The 16,378-nt window shown below is 62.1% G+C and carries 17 protein-coding genes; 5 read left to right on the top strand and 12 right to left on the bottom strand.

Annotation, left to right across the window (positions count from 1 at the left end; all coding sequences use genetic code 11):
* From MCP_RS14950 to MCP_RS14940, 3 genes are read right to left on the bottom strand one after another with little or no spacing between them, the layout of a single operon-like run.
* Positions 1-435: a DUF7285 family protein gene (locus MCP_RS14950; protein ID WP_012901691.1), complete on the bottom strand. Its 435-nt coding sequence runs from the start codon at positions 433-435 to the stop codon at positions 1-3.
* The gene (locus MCP_RS14945; RefSeq protein WP_012901690.1) at positions 413-1,000 is read right to left on the bottom strand and encodes a hypothetical protein; all 588 of its coding nucleotides are present in this window, start codon (positions 998-1,000) and stop codon (positions 413-415) included. The genes MCP_RS14950 and MCP_RS14945 overlap by 23 nt, the downstream gene beginning before the upstream one ends.
* Positions 990-1,406 (bottom strand): hypothetical protein, encoded by a 417-nt coding sequence (locus tag MCP_RS14940; RefSeq protein WP_012901689.1) that lies wholly within the window; start codon positions 1,404-1,406, stop codon positions 990-992. The genes MCP_RS14945 and MCP_RS14940 overlap by 11 nt, the downstream gene beginning before the upstream one ends.
* Before the next feature lie 72 nt (positions 1,407-1,478).
* On the opposite strand from MCP_RS14940, the gene MCP_RS14935 reads away from it, so the two are divergent.
* Together MCP_RS14935 and tatC are read left to right on the top strand one after the other, a co-directional pair.
* The gene (locus MCP_RS14935; RefSeq protein ID WP_128860102.1) at positions 1,479-1,883 is read left to right on the top strand and encodes a hypothetical protein; all 405 of its coding nucleotides are present in this window, start codon (positions 1,479-1,481) and stop codon (positions 1,881-1,883) included.
* A 35-nt stretch (positions 1,884-1,918) separates the two neighbouring features.
* On the top strand, positions 1,919-2,641 hold the full coding sequence (gene tatC, locus MCP_RS14930) for a twin-arginine translocase subunit TatC (RefSeq protein WP_012901687.1): 723 nt from the start codon (positions 1,919-1,921) through the stop codon (positions 2,639-2,641).
* 8 nt (positions 2,642-2,649) lie between these two features.
* Here the strand turns inward: tatC and MCP_RS14925 are convergent, their stop codons facing one another.
* Positions 2,650-3,336: a site-2 protease family protein gene (locus tag MCP_RS14925; RefSeq protein WP_012901686.1), complete on the bottom strand. Its 687-nt coding sequence runs from the start codon at positions 3,334-3,336 to the stop codon at positions 2,650-2,652.
* A 112-nt stretch (positions 3,337-3,448) separates the two neighbouring features.
* Between MCP_RS14925 and MCP_RS14920 the strand changes: the two genes are divergently transcribed.
* Entirely contained in the window at positions 3,449-3,964 is a 516-nt protein-coding gene (locus MCP_RS14920) for a GTP-binding protein (protein ID WP_012901685.1), read from the top strand.
* On the opposite strand, the gene MCP_RS14915 is transcribed toward MCP_RS14920, so the two are convergent.
* The 4 genes from MCP_RS14915 to MCP_RS14900 all read right to left on the bottom strand — a co-directional run bounded on the left by MCP_RS14915 (position 3,961) and on the right by MCP_RS14900 (position 7,031).
* Positions 3,961-4,707, bottom strand: coding sequence for a hypothetical protein (locus MCP_RS14915; protein WP_012901684.1), 747 nt, complete (start codon positions 4,705-4,707; stop codon positions 3,961-3,963). The genes MCP_RS14920 and MCP_RS14915 overlap by 4 nt on opposite strands.
* 94 nt (positions 4,708-4,801) lie before the next feature.
* Positions 4,802-5,254, bottom strand: a complete 453-nt coding sequence (locus MCP_RS14910; protein ID WP_012901683.1) for a bifunctional nuclease family protein — start codon at positions 5,252-5,254, stop codon at positions 4,802-4,804.
* A 101-nt stretch (positions 5,255-5,355) separates the two neighbouring features.
* The gene (locus tag MCP_RS14905; protein WP_128860101.1) at positions 5,356-6,408 is read right to left on the bottom strand and encodes a lysylphosphatidylglycerol synthase transmembrane domain-containing protein; all 1,053 of its coding nucleotides are present in this window, start codon (positions 6,406-6,408) and stop codon (positions 5,356-5,358) included.
* Positions 6,405-7,031, bottom strand: a complete 627-nt coding sequence (locus MCP_RS14900; RefSeq protein ID WP_128860100.1) for an undecaprenyl diphosphate synthase family protein — start codon at positions 7,029-7,031, stop codon at positions 6,405-6,407. Before MCP_RS14900 ends, MCP_RS14905 begins: the two co-directional genes overlap by 4 nt.
* Positions 7,032-7,107: 76 nt before the next feature.
* Here MCP_RS14900 and MCP_RS14895 point away from each other — a divergent pair, with 76 nt between their 5' ends.
* Positions 7,108-8,499, top strand: a complete 1,392-nt coding sequence (locus tag MCP_RS14895; RefSeq protein ID WP_012901680.1) for a DUF92 domain-containing protein — start codon at positions 7,108-7,110, stop codon at positions 8,497-8,499.
* Between the two features lie 17 nt (positions 8,500-8,516).
* Positions 8,517-9,122, top strand: coding sequence for a molybdenum cofactor guanylyltransferase (locus MCP_RS14890; RefSeq protein ID WP_012901679.1), 606 nt, complete (start codon positions 8,517-8,519; stop codon positions 9,120-9,122).
* Between the two features lies 1 nt (position 9,123).
* On the opposite strand, the gene MCP_RS14885 is transcribed toward MCP_RS14890, so the two are convergent.
* The 4 genes from MCP_RS14885 to MCP_RS14870 all read right to left on the bottom strand — a co-directional run bounded on the left by MCP_RS14885 (position 9,124) and on the right by MCP_RS14870 (position 16,353).
* Complete coding sequence (locus MCP_RS14885; protein ID WP_012901678.1) at positions 9,124-9,870, bottom strand: cytochrome b/b6 domain-containing protein; 747 nt, start codon at positions 9,868-9,870, stop codon at positions 9,124-9,126.
* Positions 9,863-11,602 carry a nickel-dependent hydrogenase large subunit gene (locus MCP_RS14880; protein WP_012901677.1) on the bottom strand — a complete coding sequence of 580 codons (1,740 nt, stop codon included), beginning with the start codon at positions 11,600-11,602 and terminating at the stop codon, positions 9,863-9,865. The genes MCP_RS14885 and MCP_RS14880 overlap by 8 nt, the downstream gene beginning before the upstream one ends.
* Entirely contained in the window at positions 11,599-12,714 is a 1,116-nt protein-coding gene (locus MCP_RS14875) for a hydrogenase small subunit (RefSeq protein WP_128860099.1), read from the bottom strand. The genes MCP_RS14880 and MCP_RS14875 overlap by 4 nt, the downstream gene beginning before the upstream one ends.
* A 261-nt stretch (positions 12,715-12,975) precedes the next feature.
* Positions 12,976-16,353 (bottom strand): DNA polymerase II large subunit, encoded by a 3,378-nt coding sequence (locus MCP_RS14870; RefSeq protein ID WP_128567293.1) that lies wholly within the window; start codon positions 16,351-16,353, stop codon positions 12,976-12,978.
* Positions 16,354-16,378: the final 25 nt, after the last annotated feature.

The following is a 16,378-nucleotide window of genomic DNA, read 5'->3' as shown; positions in this document are numbered from 1 at the left end:
CTATCGCTCCCACATGGTGACCTTGAGAGTGCCTGCGATGCACCTGGCGTCGTTCAGCCTGACCGAGACGGGGAGCATACAGCCTGCCGACCTTCCGCTCGATTGATGGCCCCATGCCCAGTGGCGCCCCGGGGCATCGACCGTCATCCGGACGGCCTGGTACCCGTAATCTGCACTGCTTAATGACGCGTTGTCCAGCTTCCGGGCATCGAACGTATAAGGGGCGTACGTGAGCCCGGGGTCGGCGGCGACGGCGCGGGCGACGCTCCTCAGGTCGCCCTTCACCGAGGCGTAATAGGCGGAGGAGGCGTACGACGAGTACGCCGAGAGCACGAGATAAAAGAACACGATGAGCCCCACGGCCACGATGCCCAGCGCCGGAAGGTCCGTGTAGGGCTCCGTCACGCCCCGCTCATCCCGCGTAAACGAGCACATATGGCTCCGCCTCCACGCCGTTCATGGCGTATATGAACGTCTTCTCGATGATCAGGGGCCTCCCGTGGGGCACCTCCACGGGGCTGGTGAACGTGCTCGTGCTCGCCCGGTCCATGAGCGTTGTTAAAGCCTTCGTATGGTTGTCGTCGACCGGCCTCTCCCTGGTGCCCGTGGCGTTGAATGTGGCGTTCAGGTACTCCCGCATCCCGGCCGAGCCGTTCCAGAGCAGGGAGCCGTTCTCCTCATACCTCCCCGGCACGATGCGGAAGGCGAACGGCCTGGAGAACACGTCCTTCCCGCAGGAGGCGTTCACGTATCCAGAGCTCGCGCGGACCTCGGCCCCGTCCAGCCGGTAGAAGCGCTCTACACGATAGGGCACGGCCATAGAGCCCACGGTCTCGATGTCCCCGCACACCTCCGATGCGGCCGACTCGAGCGCGATCGCCACGTCGGCCGAAGCGGAGGACCTGACCATGGAAAATACGAACAGCAGCACGACTGCCGACGCGATGACAAGTCCTATGCCCGTCAGGACGCCGTAGTCCACGCCCCTGTCATCGAGCATCCTGAGCCTCCATGGAGACGGCGTATGTGCCGTTATCCACGACCTTTAATTCCAGGCGGTGCTCGCCCGGGCACAGCCTGGCGGGAATGAACGGGCAGCCAGCTGCATGCACTTCGCAGGAGCCGTCACTGAACTCGATGCTATAATTATTGCCCGTAAAATCGATGTGCCTCACGCAGCCCGGCACGCTCACCGATATCTCAGCGGAGCCACCGGGTATTCCCGAGGCGAACTCGGCGGATGCAAGGCTCGATATGCGGAACGCCTCCCGCCTCGCCTGGTCCCTCGAGGCCCCTTCGACGTACGCTTCCACATAGGCGGAGGCCACGGACAGCAGCAAAAAGGCTGCCATGAGCACCACTACGAGCCTCATCCCGAGGAAGTCGGCTCCCTTCTCGTCCAGCATACTTTTTTTCATTTATCGGTAAAATACTTATAGTTTGCGGCTTACCATTATGTAATTACACATGTGGTTACTATGGACGCTACGAATAAGGAGTCCGGGCCCGACGTCGTCGGGCGGATCATGGCGCTGGAGCAGCGGACGAGGGGCCTCGGCGGCCGGCTGAGCGCGCTGGAGATGCGGTTCTCCGGGGACGCGAGCGCCTGCGACGTCACCGAGTTCGTGCCCGCCGGGCCGGAAGGCCCGCACGCATCTCTCGAGGGCCGGGTGGCGGCGCTCGAGGCGGCCACAAATAAAAAAGCGCCCGTGCAGAAGGTGTCGGTGCTAGACATGACGGGGATCGCCGTGGGGCTCTTGATGATCGCGGTCGGCATGCTCCTTGCCACGGACAGCATCGACCTGCTGAGGAACCCTTTGCTGGCGTTCGCCGGCGGCTTCATCGTGCTCGGCTGCGCCGCCTGGCGGCTCCTCGTCAGGTAAAGTTTTTTTATTAATACGGCGGACACACCTAACCAATGCCCGAAACATCGCTCCCGCCCCACGACCGGGAGATGCCCCTGTCCGAGCACCTCCGGGAGCTGCGGGACCGCGTGGTCATCGTCCTCGCCGTCACGCTCGCGCTCATGGCCGTGGCCTTTCCATTCTCTTCCTCGCTAGTCGACATCGTCCTCGGGCACGTCGTGCCGGCCTCGGCAACGCTCACCGTCTACGAGCCCCTGGAGCTCCTCAAGGTGCGGATCATCGTGTCGTTCCTCGCGGCGGTCACCATCGGGTTCCCGCTCCTCGTCTACGAGGCCTTCCGCTTTGCGGCGCCGGGCCTGTACCAGCATGAAAAGCGGTTCGTCTATGCCGTCTTCCCGTTCTCCCTGCTCCTCTTCGTTGCCGGATCGGCGCTGGCATACTTTGTCACTATGCCTCTTTTCTTCGACCTTTTGTTCAATTATGAGGGCTCGCTCGCCTCGCCCGAGCTGTCGATAGGGCAAACGTTCACCATCGTAACGAACTTCATGCTGGGCTTCGGGGTCGTGTTCCAGGTCCCCCTCATTATTCTCCTGGCCATCAGGATGGGCCTGGTAAAAAGGAAGGCGCTCGTGGACAGCCGGCTCGTCGTGTACGGGCTCCTCGTGGGCTTCGCCGTGTTCATCTCCCCGGACCCCACGATGCTCTCGCAACTCATCGTGGGCGTGGTCCTGATACTATTATTCGAGCTGAGCCTGCTCCTTGCACGGTTCATTTAAAAAGGGCCTTAGATGATCCTGACGCCCAGGAACAGGATCGCGAGGGCGGCCAGTATGGTGGGCACCCCGACGATCACCCATACAAGCGCGTTGCCCCGGAAGATCTTGCCGCCGTCGAGCGGGTCGATGGGTATCAGGTTAAAGGCCGCGAGCATCAGGTTCACCTGGAAAGCCGTCCAGGCCATGGCGATGAAGAGCGAGGACGTGAGCATGCCGCTCATGAGCAGGGCGAAGAAGAACATCGTCAGCACGATATTGGTCACCGGGCCGGCGAGCGATATCCAGAGGTCCTCGCTGCCAGTCTTCCGCTCCAGGCTGTCCCAGTAGGCGTCGTCGCCCTCGTAATTGGCCTGGAGGTCGTACATCGAGCGGGACGAGTGGGCAGGCTTCCGGATCATGACCGCGCCGGGCGCGGCGAACACGATGCCGATGGTCAGGGCCATGATGAACGTCAGGATGAGCCCGAACATGCTCGCCTTGTACTCCGCCCAGTAGCCGTACCGCTGGGCGACGAACTTGTGGGCGAGCTCGTGGAGCAGGAACCCGGTGCCCACCGCCACGGCGACGATGGCGATCCGCTCCGCGCTCAATGATCCCAGGCCGCCGCCGACCATCGCAAAGGCGACAGTGAGCACTACGAACGATAATAGTAAGTCGATCAGCTCGGAGGTCCCGATACCGGCGGAATAGCCCATGTGCCTCTAATAAAATATGTATAGTATATCAATTTGTTGATGCATTGCTTCGAAGGCGCCTGAGAGAAAGGCTTATGCTGGTTAAGTCCCAACAATCCGAGGGCATTTATCGATGTTCGAGAACGTCGCCAGGAAAGTCGACAGCGGCAACCGCGTCAAGGTCGTCGCCTTCGGCTCGTACCATTCGGGCAAGACGTCGTTCATCCGCTGCGTCAACCCCGACACCCTTTCCACCGAGGTAAAGAGCGGCAGCGGCACGACTACTGTAGCCTTCGACCTGGCCATCAAGGAGCACAACGGCTATCGGATCTACCTGTTCGGTACCCCGGGCCAGGACCGGTTCGACGTGGCCAGGGAGGTCGTCGCCTTCGGCCTGCACGCCGCGATAATAGTCGTCGACTCCACCCGGGGGATGACCGAGTTCGAGAAGGGCATCCTGGGCGAGCTTCACGCTAACCGGGTGCCGTGCATCGTCCTGGCGAACAAGCAGGACCTGCCGGGCGCGTCCCTGGACAGGATAACGAGGGACGCGGGCGGCGTATGCGAGGTGCTCCCCATATCTTCCCGTACCGGGCAAGGGGTCGGCCTCGTGCTTGACCGGCTGGTGGACCTCGTCAGGGCCGGCTAGAACAGCCCGTCGAACACCCTCGCCAGGTCCCCGGTAAGCTCCACGTACTTTTGCTTTCCGCAGCGCTCTATTACCACGACGTCCAGCTCGGGCACCCCGAGCTCGATGAGCCTCCTCTCTTCGCCGCTCTCGATGGCGTCGTCGTTCCTCAGGAGCCGTTCCCCTCCCTTCAGCAGGTCGCAGGCCCGGTCCCAGGCGCTGAACGTCGACTCGTCGGGCGTGAGCTTTTTCGTCTCCCACTTTTCGACTGCCGGGAAGGCATGCAGCTCGCCCTCCTTATCGAGCAATGCCCGGGAAGACTCCGGCACGTACCGGCTTCGGGAGGAAATAAAGCCGCCCAGCATGTCGGCGATGGAGCCCTTATCCGGCTTCCCTGCCGCCCCCTCGAACTCGAGCCATGTGCCCGAGGCGTCCTGCCATAAGTGCACTGCGGGCACCTCGAAGTGCCTGGTCCACCGTTTCAGGTCGCACGACGTGGTGAGCACGGCGTCCATTCGCCTCGGGATGCCGGCGCCGATCCCCCCGTCGAAGAAGTCGTAATACACGTTGGCCCTGTCTTTCGAGGCCCCGCGGTGGCATGGGAACTCCCGGAGCGGCCTTCGTATGCCCGTGTCTGCCAGGAACACGTTCAGCTCTAATGCGGTCAGGTGGCTGAGCAAATAGAATATGCCCGCCGTGTCGCCCGCAATGAGGACATTAGTCAGCCCGTCGCGGCGCTGGTTGATGGTCAATGGTATGAACATATTTGCAAATATATGCAATTAAATAATGAAGCCGATGATAGAGAGCTATTTGAAAGTAATATTAACCGATTTGAAAGTAATATTAAGTAATTACCTACTCGAAAAATTCCTCGAGGTTGCCGGCCGCCTCGATATCCTTGCGGTCGACAGCGACCTTGTCGAAGATCTCGGGGTCGATGAAGATGCTCGCGTTCATCCGCACGGCGAGGGCGATACAGTCGCTGGGCCGGGCGTCGATCTCGATCTCCTTGTCCGTGTCCTTGAGCATGAGCCTGGCGTAGAACACCTGCTCGTCAAGGTCGTCGATGATGATGCGGTCGATCCTGATGTTGAAGTTGTCCATCACCGACTTCATGAGGTCGTGGGTCATCGGCCTGGGCGTGGTCTCGTTCCTGAGCGCGATGTCGATGGAGATGGCCTCGGCGAGCCCGATATAGATGGGGACCATACGCTCGTTGTCCGCCGCGATGAACACGACGGCCTGGGGGCCGGTGATCGTGCTCACAAAATAGACGCCCCTCACCTTCACGGGCACGTAGTCGCTCATAAATAGAAATTTGCCTACGAGTATATAATACAGTCTAGAATTTTATTGAATTTTATTTGGTCGCATCCGATTGGCAGGTAAAATATTCTGATTCTTTCTCCTCATCTGGCGCCGTTTTTTCCATGGGCTTTCGTCAGGTATAGCGTGACGAGGCCGCCCAGCGCGGTGAGGAACCACAGCGTGACGAAGCGCACCATGATGGTGGCCCCGGCCGCGGCGTTCTTGCTTATCCCCACCGTCATGTACAGCGTCGTCATCACGATGTCGACGACGCCGATGCCCCCGGGCAGGAATATAGGCAGCATCTGGAGTATGACCATGACCGAGAACACGGTGACCACGAGCACCGGGGACACCGGGCTGCCCATGGCCATGAAGGCGATGTAGGCGACCGAGACGTCCAGGCACCAGGCCACTAATATCAAGACGAGGGACCCGGCCACGAGGGCTCTGTTACTCGTCATGTCCTTGAGGCTCGTGTCGAACTGCGCGAGGATGATGTCGACGTGCTCCGCCTGCGCAGAGAGGTCTTTCCTCAGCAGCCGGCCCAACAGCCGGAAGGCGGAGTTCGCGAGCCTTCGAAGAAGGACGTTGTCCATGGTCACGACGAGCCCGCCTACGGCCACTGATGCCATGGCGAGGGCGACGAACAGGCAGAAAGCAGTGGCCCAGATGGGCATCCCGTAGAAGAAAGCCAGGTAAAGCACGCCGACCGTCGCGCCTGAAGCGATGGGGACGATCTCGAGCACCCTGCTCATGACGCACGTGGCCAGCGTCTTATCGAAACGGCTCCCGGGCGTGCTCTTCTGCACGAAATAAATCTTAGAGACTTCGCCGCTCACGGCCATCGTAGGTAGCAGGTTGACGAAAAATATGGACGCGAGGTAGATCTGGTACGCCTTGAAGAACGATGTCTTATATCCCATGCTTTTAAGGTATACCCACCATCCGGCCGCGTGGAAGGCATTTGCGGACAGGGAGATGATGACAGCCAGCGCCATGTACCAGTAGTCCGCGTGCAGGAGCACGTCCAGGACGCTGTCGAAGCCGACCAGGTATAAGTAGCCGAAGTAAATAGCGAGCCCTATCACGATGAGCACGGCGGTCTTCCCGAAGGGTATGTCCGGGAACATGATGTCCTTCTCTGTGATCATGTGCCGTACCTGCGCTGCCTGTACTGGTAGTCCCTGATCGCCCTGAGCAGGTCGATCTTACGGAAGTCCTCCCAGTTCACGTCCGTAAAGTACAGCTCGGAGTACACGGCCTGCCATATCAGAAAATCGGTGAGCCTTTCCTCGCCCGTGCGGATGAACAGGTCGGGCTCGCACTTGAACACGAGGCGGGAATCGATGGCCTGCTCGTCGATGCTGTCCTCGGAGAGCCTGCCCTCCTTCACGTCCTTCATCGCGGCCCGGAGCGCGTTGATCAGCTCGTGCTTGCCGCCGTACCCGATGGAGACGCTGACCGTGCACGGCATGTCGCCCTCTATGTCCGCGATGCCTCCCGGGGATACGATCTTCCCCGGGAACCCGGCGCCATCAAAGACGTCCCGGATGCACTCCACCAGCCTGGACACGGCGCTGGTGTCGGTCACGCTCACGTAAATGGACGCCTCGTGGACGCCCAGCTCGGCGCACCATTCGATCAGCTGGAGCAGCTTGTTGAGCGCAGGCCGGTCGATGAGGTCGCCGTCCGAAATGACGAGCGCTATACAACGGGGCACGGGGCTCTGCTTAATACCGCTGGCCAGGGACCTTTCGTAGATCTTATATGCCATCTGCCGGACGAGCATCGTACGTATTAATTCACTATAGGGTAAAGTATTTTGCGTATTGGCCGAATATACTGACTCTATGTACCCGAGGCTCAGCACTTTTGGCCGGCAATCGCTAGACGCCGAGCTGAAGCGGCAGTCCGCGTACATCTCCCTCGGCCTGCTGGCGCTGCTGTTCCCCTTCGTGCCCAAGTGGGTCATCGTCCTGGGCGTCCTGTTCGGGGTCGTGGCCATCCTGTACATGCCTAAAAATTCTTTTATCTTCAGGGCGTTCGCCTCCGAGCGCGACATGGAGGCTGGCGTGCTCATCGGCCCGCTGAAGTTCAGCTTCGCCATCCTTCTCCTGGCCATCCTGGTCGTGTCGCTCGACTTACCGGTCTACGTGATGGCCGCCACCATCGGCATCGTGGCATTCGGCGAGGGGGCCGCCACCCTGGTCAACGTCCTGGTCTCCCGGAATAAGGCGCTCTTCTGGATCGTCACGCTCCTCATACTGGGCACTTTATTCGGCTTCATATTCGGGGGCTGGGCGATGGTGAACATGGGCATGGGCACGGACCGGCTCGACCTGATGTTCTTTTTAGCGGTAATAGGCACGGTGACCGGCGCGCTCCTCTATACGATCGTGGACGAGGAGAGCATCGCCATACCGCTGGGCGCGGGCATGGCCATGTGGCTGTTCTCGTCGTTCACCTACGCGCGCATCCCCGCCTCGGCCGAAATAATCATCGCCGCGACGTTCCCGCTGATCATCGGCGTCGCCTCGTACAAGCTGAACGCCGCCGACCTCTCCGGCGCCCTGGCGGGCGTGCTCTCCGGGCTGCTCATGATCCTGTTCGGGGGCATCGGCTGGTTCGCCCTGCTTCTCGTGTTCTTCTTCCTGGGCACCCTCTTCACCAAGTACAAGTACAGGTACAAGGTCGAGATCGGCACGGCCCAGATGAATAAAGGCTCCCGGGGGTACCGGAACGTGTTCGGCAACTGCCTGTTCCCTCTAATATTAGTGGTCGGTTTCGGCGCCATCGGGAGCTTCGAGCTCCCGTACGTCGGTACCGTCGACAGGACCATCTTCATCATGGGGTACCTGGGCGCCATGGCCACGGCGACCGCCGACACCCTGGCCAGCGAGATCGGCTCCACTTATAGGGGCGAGCCTCGCTTGATCACCACGCTTAAAAAGGTTAGGCCTGGCACGGACGGCGCCGTATCCATCCTGGGCGAGGTATCGGCCCTGTTCGGCTCGGTCGCCATCGCCGTCGTGGCCATCGCCATGGGCGTCGCCGGCCCCGACGCGGGGGTCGCCTTCCTCCTCGCGGTGCTGGGCGGGCTCCTGGGCACTAACATCGACAGCGTACTGGGCGCCACCTTCCAGCAGAAGAAGCTGCTGACTAACGAGGGCGTGAACTTTTTCTCCACAGTGGTCGGCGGCATCATATCGATGGGCCTATACTATCTGTTTTTTATGTATTAGGCACATAAGGAGTTTTCATGAGGTCTGGCCTGATACTGGCAGGAGGCCGCTCGACCAGGTTCGGCGGCGGTGAGAAATCGCTGAAGCTGGTCGGGGGCAGGCGGATGATATGCCGGGTCGTCGACGCGCTCTGCCCCGTCGTGGACGAGCTCGTCATCTCGGTGAGGGACGAGCAGCAGAAAGACCTGCTGTTCCCTTTTATCAGCGGCTACTACTTCGCCTATGACGAAGTGCAGGGCATCGGCCCGCTATCGGGCATTTTATCCGGCCTTAAGCGCCTGAAGGGCGATTATGCCGTCGTCGTGGCCTGCGACATGCCTTTAATAAACTCCGCGGCCGTCCGGCTCTTGTTCGAGAAGGCGCTCGGCCACGACGCCGCCGTGCCCCGCCATGAGGACGGGCTCATTGAGCCCCTGCACGCCGTATATCAGAGGGGGCCCATGCTCAGGGCCGTAGAGGAGTCCATCGCGGCCGGCGAGAGCAAGATATCGGCTCCCCTGAAGAGGCTGAAGGACGTGGTATACGTGCCCGACGACGCCGTCAGGGCCGTCGACCCGGAGCTTGAGACTTTTCTGAACGTGAACCGGGCCGAGGACATGGAGAAGCTCAGGCTAAAAAAATAGCCTACTTGACCTCGACGGCAGTTTTCTCCTCGAAATCCTTAGAGCTTTCCGAAGTATCGACGATGTCGGCCGTGGGGTCGGCGTACAGGTCCTCCTTACCGTGCAGGAAAATGGACCGGATGTGCTGGGACTTTTTGGGGTCGAGCTGTACCATGCCCACGTGTATGATGGCCTCGGCCACGAACCAGTACGCGGCGGCCATGTGGAGCACCAGGGCCAGGGCCATGCCCGGCATGTGAAAAGAGGGGGCTAGCATGTCCAGGGCGCGCACGATCAATGACGATACGCCGAATCCCAGCACCGTGACCGAGCCCGAGTAGAGGACGATGCCGGTGGCCGTGGCCACGAAGAGCGCCGCGTAGTGCGAGTAGAGGAGCAGCTTGGCGCCGGGGTGGAGGCGATTGGCGAACCGGCCTTTGCCGATGTCGTAGACCGAATAGGGGGGATACTCCGAGCCGGTGAAGAAGTTTTTAATTATGCCCCACAGCCTCCGGAAGTCCATGGGCCAGAAAAAGTAGCTGGACAGGCTCCTGTTCATGAAGGCCGTGTACGGCATCACGATCCAGTTGTTGGCGATGAACGCGGCGGCGGAGATGATGTGAATTGAATAGGAGTCGCCGTACGAGAGGTACGGCAGGCCCAGGTACATGGAGAAGCCCGAGGCGAGCAGGAGCGCCAGCGAGGCGATGTTCGTATAGTGGGAGAGCCGCTCCAGGGTCGTGTGCCTGGTCACGATCAGCCTATCCAATGTCCCGCCTCTTCACGGTGTGGACGGCGCAGGCGGCGCAGGGATCGAACGACCGGATGACGTGGTATATGCTCACGGGGTTCGACTCCGACCCGGGCAGGTACCCGGAGGGCGTGGTGCTGCACCCGAGCAGGGCCAGCTCCATGGGGCCGCTCTTCTGCTCGCTGCACCTGGGCGAGGCGTTCCACGTGGTCGGGGCCACGACCTGGTAGTTGGAGATCTTCTGGTCCTTGCCTATCCTGAGCCAGTGGCCGAGCGCGCCCCGGGGCGCCTCGATGAGCCCGCTCCCCGTCCTGTTAGGCTTCACGGACACGGGCACGCAATACTTCTGCCTCTCATCGCTGACATGGAGATCGTCGAGCCACTCGTGGAGCATGCGGGAGATGAGCAATGTCTCCTGCATCCGGGCCATGGTCCGGGTGTATACGCTGGCCATGGGGTAATTAGTGACGCTCATGTTGCGCGAGTACAGCCTGCGCATGGCGTCGATGATCAGGCTTTCCCTGGAGTTGATCTGCCTCGCCAGCGGCCCGACCTCGCACGGCACGCGGCCGTACCTGGGGGCCTTGATGAAGCTGTACCGGGCGCCGTCCAGCTCTATGGAGCTCGCCCTGCCGGCCGGCACGGTCTCCCCGTCCAGCGGGGCCTCCGACAGCCTCTCCTCGCTGTAGTCGTAGAACGAGGCCGCGACGTGCTCGACGATGAGGTTCGGGTCGACCCTGTCGGCGGCCAGGTATATGTTCTGCATGCCCCCGGGCGTGAACCCGGCGGGCATCTCGAAGGCGCCATCTTCGACAGTCCCGTACCCGTCCTTGAGCCGGCCGGATTCGTCCCTGACCCTGTAAAAGGACCCGTAGCTGAGGAAGCCGATGAGCTGGTCGTCGAGGGGATAGCCGCCCGCGTCGTCCAGCCCGATGTATGCGGGGAGGGATAGCACGTCCCTGGCGAACATCCTGGAGAAGAACATCATGAAGAGGGGCAGGTCCCCCCAGCCTTTCGAGGCCGACAGGTCGCCCATGGGGAGGTGCTCGATGTAGTCGTACCCGAACCCGGCGTCCTGGTCGTGCGTATTAGCCAGCCACTCGCCTATGGTCATGGCGCCGACCAGCCTTTTCTGCAGGAAGCCGTCGATGTTCTCCAGGCACGTCTCCAGGGCGCCGATGTCTCCCCTGGCGGGCCTCACCGTGACGCCTCCCGGCACGATGGCGGGCGAGCACGGGGAGCGGCCCCCGAGAACGCCCTCGGCCCTGCCTATCTCCCTGATGCACCTGAGCGCCTCGCCGTAGGCCTGGCCGCCCGAGACCGCGTACCGCTCTTTGAGCTCCTGCCATAATAAATTACCCAGGCTGGAGGAGTTCAGCGCGTCCCCGTACACGGGGTCGGCCAGGTCGGGCATGAACGCCATGTAGAGGTGCTCGACGTGGTTCTTCAGCCACCCGAGGCCGTTGAGGATGTTCCGGACGAGCAGCGCGTCCCGGGGTATGAGGCCCGCGGCGCCCGCGGCGCTCTCGATGGCGTTCACGGACGCCGTGGCGTGGGATGCAGAGCACATGCCGCAGATGCGCTGCGTGAAGTACGGGGCGTCCTCCGGGGACCTTCCCGCCAGCATCTGCTCGAGCCCCCGGTATATCATGCCCGAGCTGCTCGCGCTGGTTATGGCGCCGTCCGTGAGCTCTGCGGTGACTCGCAGCCCGCTGGATAGGCGGGTCACCGGGTCGATGGTGATCCTCATTTCTTCTCCCCCTTCTCTTCCCGGCCGCTCTCGCCGATTGCGAGCCGCTTCACCGCGTGTATCCCGGCGCCGATGGCGGATGCGCCGATGACGACCTTGGCTATGTCGTCCACCGCCAGGTCGGCGAAAAGTTCCTTACTCTCTGACTTCCCGAAGAACGGCATGAACGCGTCCGGGAAAGCCGGCTCGACGCAGGCGACGCACGGGCCTCCTGCCCGGGTGCACATGCTCGAGGCGCCGTTCCAGCGCCGGGTCGGGCAGTCGGCGTACGCCAGGGGGCCCTTGCATCCCAGCGAGTAAAGGCAGTTGCCCCCGGAGAACTCGTTATCCCTGTCGCCCCTGTCATATGCGCCCCTCCTGGGGCAGGAATCGTGTACGGTAGCCCCGAATAACGCCACCGGGCGGCCGTACATGTCGAGCGCCACGTCCCGGCCCGAGAGCACGTCCGCCAGGACGAGCAGCAGCCACTCGGGATGCGTGGGGCATCCGGGCACGTTGATGACCTTATTATCGACGCCGTAGCGGCTCATGGCCCCCTTGAGGCGGGACGTCCCGCCGAAGGCCACGCCCGCCGCGTCGGCGGCTCTGAACAGCCTGGAGACGCCCCCGTACGAGGCACAGGTGCCCGCGGCGACGATGCAGGAGGCCCCCGGAGCGGCCTCGGTGAATAGCTGCTTGAAGGGCATGGCCCCTGACATGCAGTACCGGCCGCTGCCCTCCGGGCCGTCGGGTATGGCGCCCTCCACGACGAGGACGTAGTCCCCGCCGGCCAGCAGCTCGCTCAGCCGTATGCGGGAGTTGTGGTCCGAGCTGCCCGAGAGGCTGCCGTCCACGAACACGCCCTGCTGGAGCATGAACTCGTCGTGGTATTCCGGCTCCAGCCCGACCTTCTCCAGGGCGGATAGCACGTCCGGGTCCCCGCCGTTGAGCATCGATGCGGTGCACCCTCCACACCCCGAGCCCCTTAGCCAGACGAGCTTTTTATCTGACCCGGCGATGGCTGCGGCCACAGCTGGCGCGTTGGCCTTGAGGAATAGCGCTGCGCCCACGACGCCTGCCGCGGCCAAAAAGCTCCTTCTCGTCAATCTGAGGTCGTTTTTACCCTCGTCCATACCCTCGTCCACCGGTAATAGTTATACCCCCATAGGCTCCGGCCACTAAATCTTTTTCCCTTATGCAAGCCCCTCGAAAAAATAATAAGCTGCACGAAAACGGTTTCAGCCGCGAAGCGACACGAAGCTTGCTGAAGAAACTCTAAGACTTTTAAAAATATTTTATTAATACCTTTGTGCAGTTTCAGGCCTGCTTTGTGTAACTTCGTGGCTGAAATAGTCTTAGAGCATTCTTAATAAATTTTCGAGGAGCTTAGCTTCTCACATAAAGTCGGAAAGGATGACCTGCTTGGACTTATCGTTCTCGAAGAGGCTCTTGATGGAGAGGTCAAGAAGTTCTAGCCGCTGGAGCGTGTAGCTGGAGACGCCGTACTCCCGGGCGATGTTAATAGAAACTTCCATGTACTTGGTCACGGCGCCCTCGTGCACGGTCAATATCACCCGGCCCCCGCACTTGGGGCAGGTGCCGCACAACGGGGGCCTTCGGTACCGGGCGCCGCACTTGACGCAGCGCATCTGCTGGGTCGAGAAAGCCCTGAGGTTGCCGATCAGGTCGGGCAGGAAGTGGGAGTTGATCACCCGCTCGGCCACGTCCTTCTCGTCCACCGCCCGGAGCCGCCTTCCCAGCTCAAGCTGCGCTTTCAGCTTATCCTCCATCGACCCTAACGTCTTGTATGCGGAATTCGTAGGGCCGGCGGCGATGTCGCCCGTGTCGTTGGTGAACATGAACCCCTCGTACTGGGCCGGAGTGCCCAGCCGCCTCGACACCAGATCCATCATCTTCTCCAGGTCCTTGGGCGACTTATACTCCAGCGTCGCCAGGTAGAACTCCCTGGGATACCTGGCCATGACGTCGACGTTGTGGGACTCCTTATCCACCTCCTTCGGGTCGATGCGCATGGACAGCACCAGGGGCGCGTCCATCTTGCCTCCCCGGCGGTCCGGAAGGTATGAGCGGGAAAAATTGATGAGGCCGTCCATGAGGAGCATGACGCAGTCCTCGTCGCCGTCGCAGTTCCGGCGCTTGGCCGCGTGGAAGAACGGGTGGGCGTATCCCGCCGAGGCGCCCGTGAAGCCCAGGATCCTGCCCAGCACGCCGGCGGACGTGTGGGGCGCCAGGCCGATCACCAGGTGGCCGATCAGCTCCTCTTCGGAGCTCACGTTATAGTATCTGGGCAGCCCGTAGAACTTCTCGAGCAGGTCGTCGATGAACCCGGCGGTCTTTATAAGATAGGTGGAGCAGTCGTGGGACAGCACGATATCCTGCACCTTAAGCTCGAAGACCTGCTCCCCCGACTCGGGGGGCCTTCCGTATACGTCCTTCTCGTAGCCGAGCTGCTTTAGCTTTTCGAGAGACAGCCCGATCTCCCGGGGCTTAAAGTGGGTGAGGGGCACGTCGCTCAGGTCGTACCGGACGGTGCCGTCCTTGAACATGTACACGCCGTGCTTGGCCCGGAGCACTCCCTTCTCCAGGGGCTCGGGCGTCATCTCGCTCGAGATCAATCCCTGCACGCCCTTGAGGATCTCGTAGTTGCCCCTCTCCCCCAGGTTCTCAAGCGCTTCGGCATACAGGCCTTTGAGGTCGACCTTCATGCGGACGTTCGGCGTGGCGGGCTTGCCGCACTTCGGGCAGGCGCCCGTGATGTTGTCTATTTTACAGTCAGGGCAGCCATAGTAGGGCAGCGTGTGGGCCCCACAGTCGCAGCGGTTCCTGAATGTGACGGCGCCGCAGCCGGGGCACTTCCTCCGGCCCATCTCCACCTCGATGAGCCCGGCCCTATCGTTCATGTTCCTCGTGAACGCGGCCGCGTCCTCGAGCGAGCGCCGGTTGCCTCCAGCATCGCCCACCGGGAAGAGGACGTGGACCGGGGGCTTCATTTCCCTCATCTTGCTCTTCTCGGGCCGGCCCATACGGGCCCCGATCCTGGACAGCGCCCGGTCCTTTATCGTGACTCCCGACATTTTGCTCACCGCATCCAGCGGGTCCAGGCCGGAGACGTCGGCTTCTTTCGGGGAGAGGTCCGGGTTCAGGCCAAGGCAGCGGACCAGCAGCGCCGCCCGGTCGGCGTCGAGGATGACGGCCCCGCTCCTCACCTCATGGGGCAATAATAGCAGCTCCAGCGTGCGCTTCGACCGGGGCTCCACGGGCATCCTGAGCCCGTCCTCGAGCCTGCCCGTCTTCACGACGTGCTCCCTTAACTGCAATATGTCCTCCGTGGAGACGTCCTTCCACATGAGCGTGTACTTCGGGTGCAGGGGCACGCCGTACTTCTCGGAGACATCGAACGCCTCTCCGGCCGACCGGACCTGGACTTTCTCCTTCGTGGCCAGGGCCAGGTCCTGCTCCCACCACTCCAGCACGTAGGGCGAGGGCATCAGGATGTGGTTATTCTCCAAAAAGTCGCCGTAGTTGATGAGTATCTCGCCGTTGTCGAGTATCCCGGAGACGTCCTTCTTGATGGCCCGGGCCTGATCGACCGTGCCGATGTAGAGCACGTCGCCGTTCATGAGGCGCACGGTGGGGCCGTCCACGCTGTCCACGGGCACCATGGCGGCGGCCTTGCCCGGCCGCTCGACCTTGAGCTGGGTGCCGGTGGCGATGAAGTCGTCCATGATGACCATGGACGCCGGGTGTATGCCCGCGGCCGCGAACCCCGTGTTCCTGCCCCTGCCATAGCGGAGGCGGAAGCCTCCCGCCCGGGACGGGTGGCCGAACACGGGCCTCCCGGCGATCAGGTCGACCAAAAACTTATCCTTGGGCTTGACCTTCTCGTCGTGGCTCTCGTCCGCGGGCTTCGAGCCCGCGATGACCTTGTCCAAAAACTCCCAGCCGTCGAACTTGAGCTTATCGACGTGCTTCTTGACCTTGGGGGCCTTCAGGATGAGGCCCTCCGCTATAACGAGCGCGATGCCTCCCCGGACGCGGTTCGTGTCGACCCCGGTGACGTCCCGGTACCCCTGCACTTCCTCGTCCTCGGTGGGCTCGCCGTCCACGCAGACGGGCAGGTTACGCACGATGAGCCGGATCTCCTCGTCCGTGGGAGTATACTGTAAATGCTGGATGGACTTGTAGAGGGCGATCTCCTCCACGTACCGCTCGACGACATCTGGCCGGGGCTTGTACGGGGCGAGCCCGACCTTGCGGCGCACGTAGTCTGCCGCTAGAACGGAGAGCGCCTCAGCCGTGCCCCCGGCGCTCCGGATGGGCCCGGCGAAGTAGATCTTGATGTACTCGGTGCCGTCGTCGTTCTTCGCTATCGATACCTGGGATATCCCTTCGAGCGGCGCGGCGACCACGCCCTCGGTGATGATGGCGGCGGCGGTCCGCACGGCGCACTGGATGGCGTCCGCTTTCGTATCGAACCTGCCAACGAGCCCCTCTGCGATGTCGGCGGCCACCTGCAGCGAGGCCTCCTCCCTGGACATCTTCTCCTCGCACTTCCTGATGTGGGGCGCCAGCCCGGGGATCCCCATGAGGACCTCCACCCGCTCCGCCAGGTCGTTGGCCGACGGCACCTCCACCTCGAGCTGGGGGTCGAATCCCCGCGAGCGCGCCCGGCCCGCAAGCTCCCTGCACCGGCCGAACTCGCCCTCGAGGCTTTTGAAATACCGCTCCTGCGCTTCGCTCGTTTTTGCCATGTCGCTTAACATACTATTGCCCTTC

The sequence above is a fragment of the Methanocella paludicola SANAE genome, assembly GCF_000011005.1.
GTDB lineage: Archaea > Halobacteriota > Methanocellia > Methanocellales > Methanocellaceae > Methanocella > Methanocella paludicola.
Note: the sequence above shows the minus strand (reverse complement) of the source record. Positions and strands in the feature narration are given on the sequence as shown.

Coding starts and splice junctions, on each gene's coding strand:
- MCP_RS14920 (WP_012901685.1), top strand. CDS start 3,449: ATGTTCGAGAACGTCGCCAGGAAAGTCGACAGCGGCAACCGCGTCAAG.
- tatC (WP_012901687.1), top strand. CDS start 1,919: ATGCCCGAAACATCGCTCCCGCCCCACGACCGGGAGATGCCCCTGTCC.
- MCP_RS14870 (WP_128567293.1), bottom strand. CDS start 16,353: ATGGCAAAAACGAGCGAAGCGCAGGAGCGGTATTTCAAAAGCCTCGAG.
- MCP_RS14900 (WP_128860100.1), bottom strand. CDS start 7,031: ATGGCATATAAGATCTACGAAAGGTCCCTGGCCAGCGGTATTAAGCAG.
- MCP_RS14925 (WP_012901686.1), bottom strand. CDS start 3,336: ATGGGCTATTCCGCCGGTATCGGGACCTCCGAGCTGATCGACTTACTA.
- MCP_RS14910 (WP_012901683.1), bottom strand. CDS start 5,254: ATGAGCGACTACGTGCCCGTGAAGGTGAGGGGCGTCTATTTTGTGAGC.
- MCP_RS14950 (WP_012901691.1), bottom strand. CDS start 435: ATGTGCTCGTTTACGCGGGATGAGCGGGGCGTGACGGAGCCCTACACG.
- MCP_RS14945 (WP_012901690.1), bottom strand. CDS start 1,000: ATGCTCGATGACAGGGGCGTGGACTACGGCGTCCTGACGGGCATAGGA.
- MCP_RS14915 (WP_012901684.1), bottom strand. CDS start 4,707: ATGTTCATACCATTGACCATCAACCAGCGCCGCGACGGGCTGACTAAT.
- MCP_RS14940 (WP_012901689.1), bottom strand. CDS start 1,406: ATGCTGGACGAGAAGGGAGCCGACTTCCTCGGGATGAGGCTCGTAGTG.
- MCP_RS14895 (WP_012901680.1), top strand. CDS start 7,108: ATGTACCCGAGGCTCAGCACTTTTGGCCGGCAATCGCTAGACGCCGAG.
- MCP_RS14875 (WP_128860099.1), bottom strand. CDS start 12,714: ATGGACGAGGGTAAAAACGACCTCAGATTGACGAGAAGGAGCTTTTTG.
- MCP_RS14905 (WP_128860101.1), bottom strand. CDS start 6,408: ATGATCACAGAGAAGGACATCATGTTCCCGGACATACCCTTCGGGAAG.
- MCP_RS14880 (WP_012901677.1), bottom strand. CDS start 11,602: ATGAGGATCACCATCGACCCGGTGACCCGCCTATCCAGCGGGCTGCGA.
- MCP_RS14935 (WP_128860102.1), top strand. CDS start 1,479: ATGGACGCTACGAATAAGGAGTCCGGGCCCGACGTCGTCGGGCGGATC.
- MCP_RS14890 (WP_012901679.1), top strand. CDS start 8,517: ATGAGGTCTGGCCTGATACTGGCAGGAGGCCGCTCGACCAGGTTCGGC.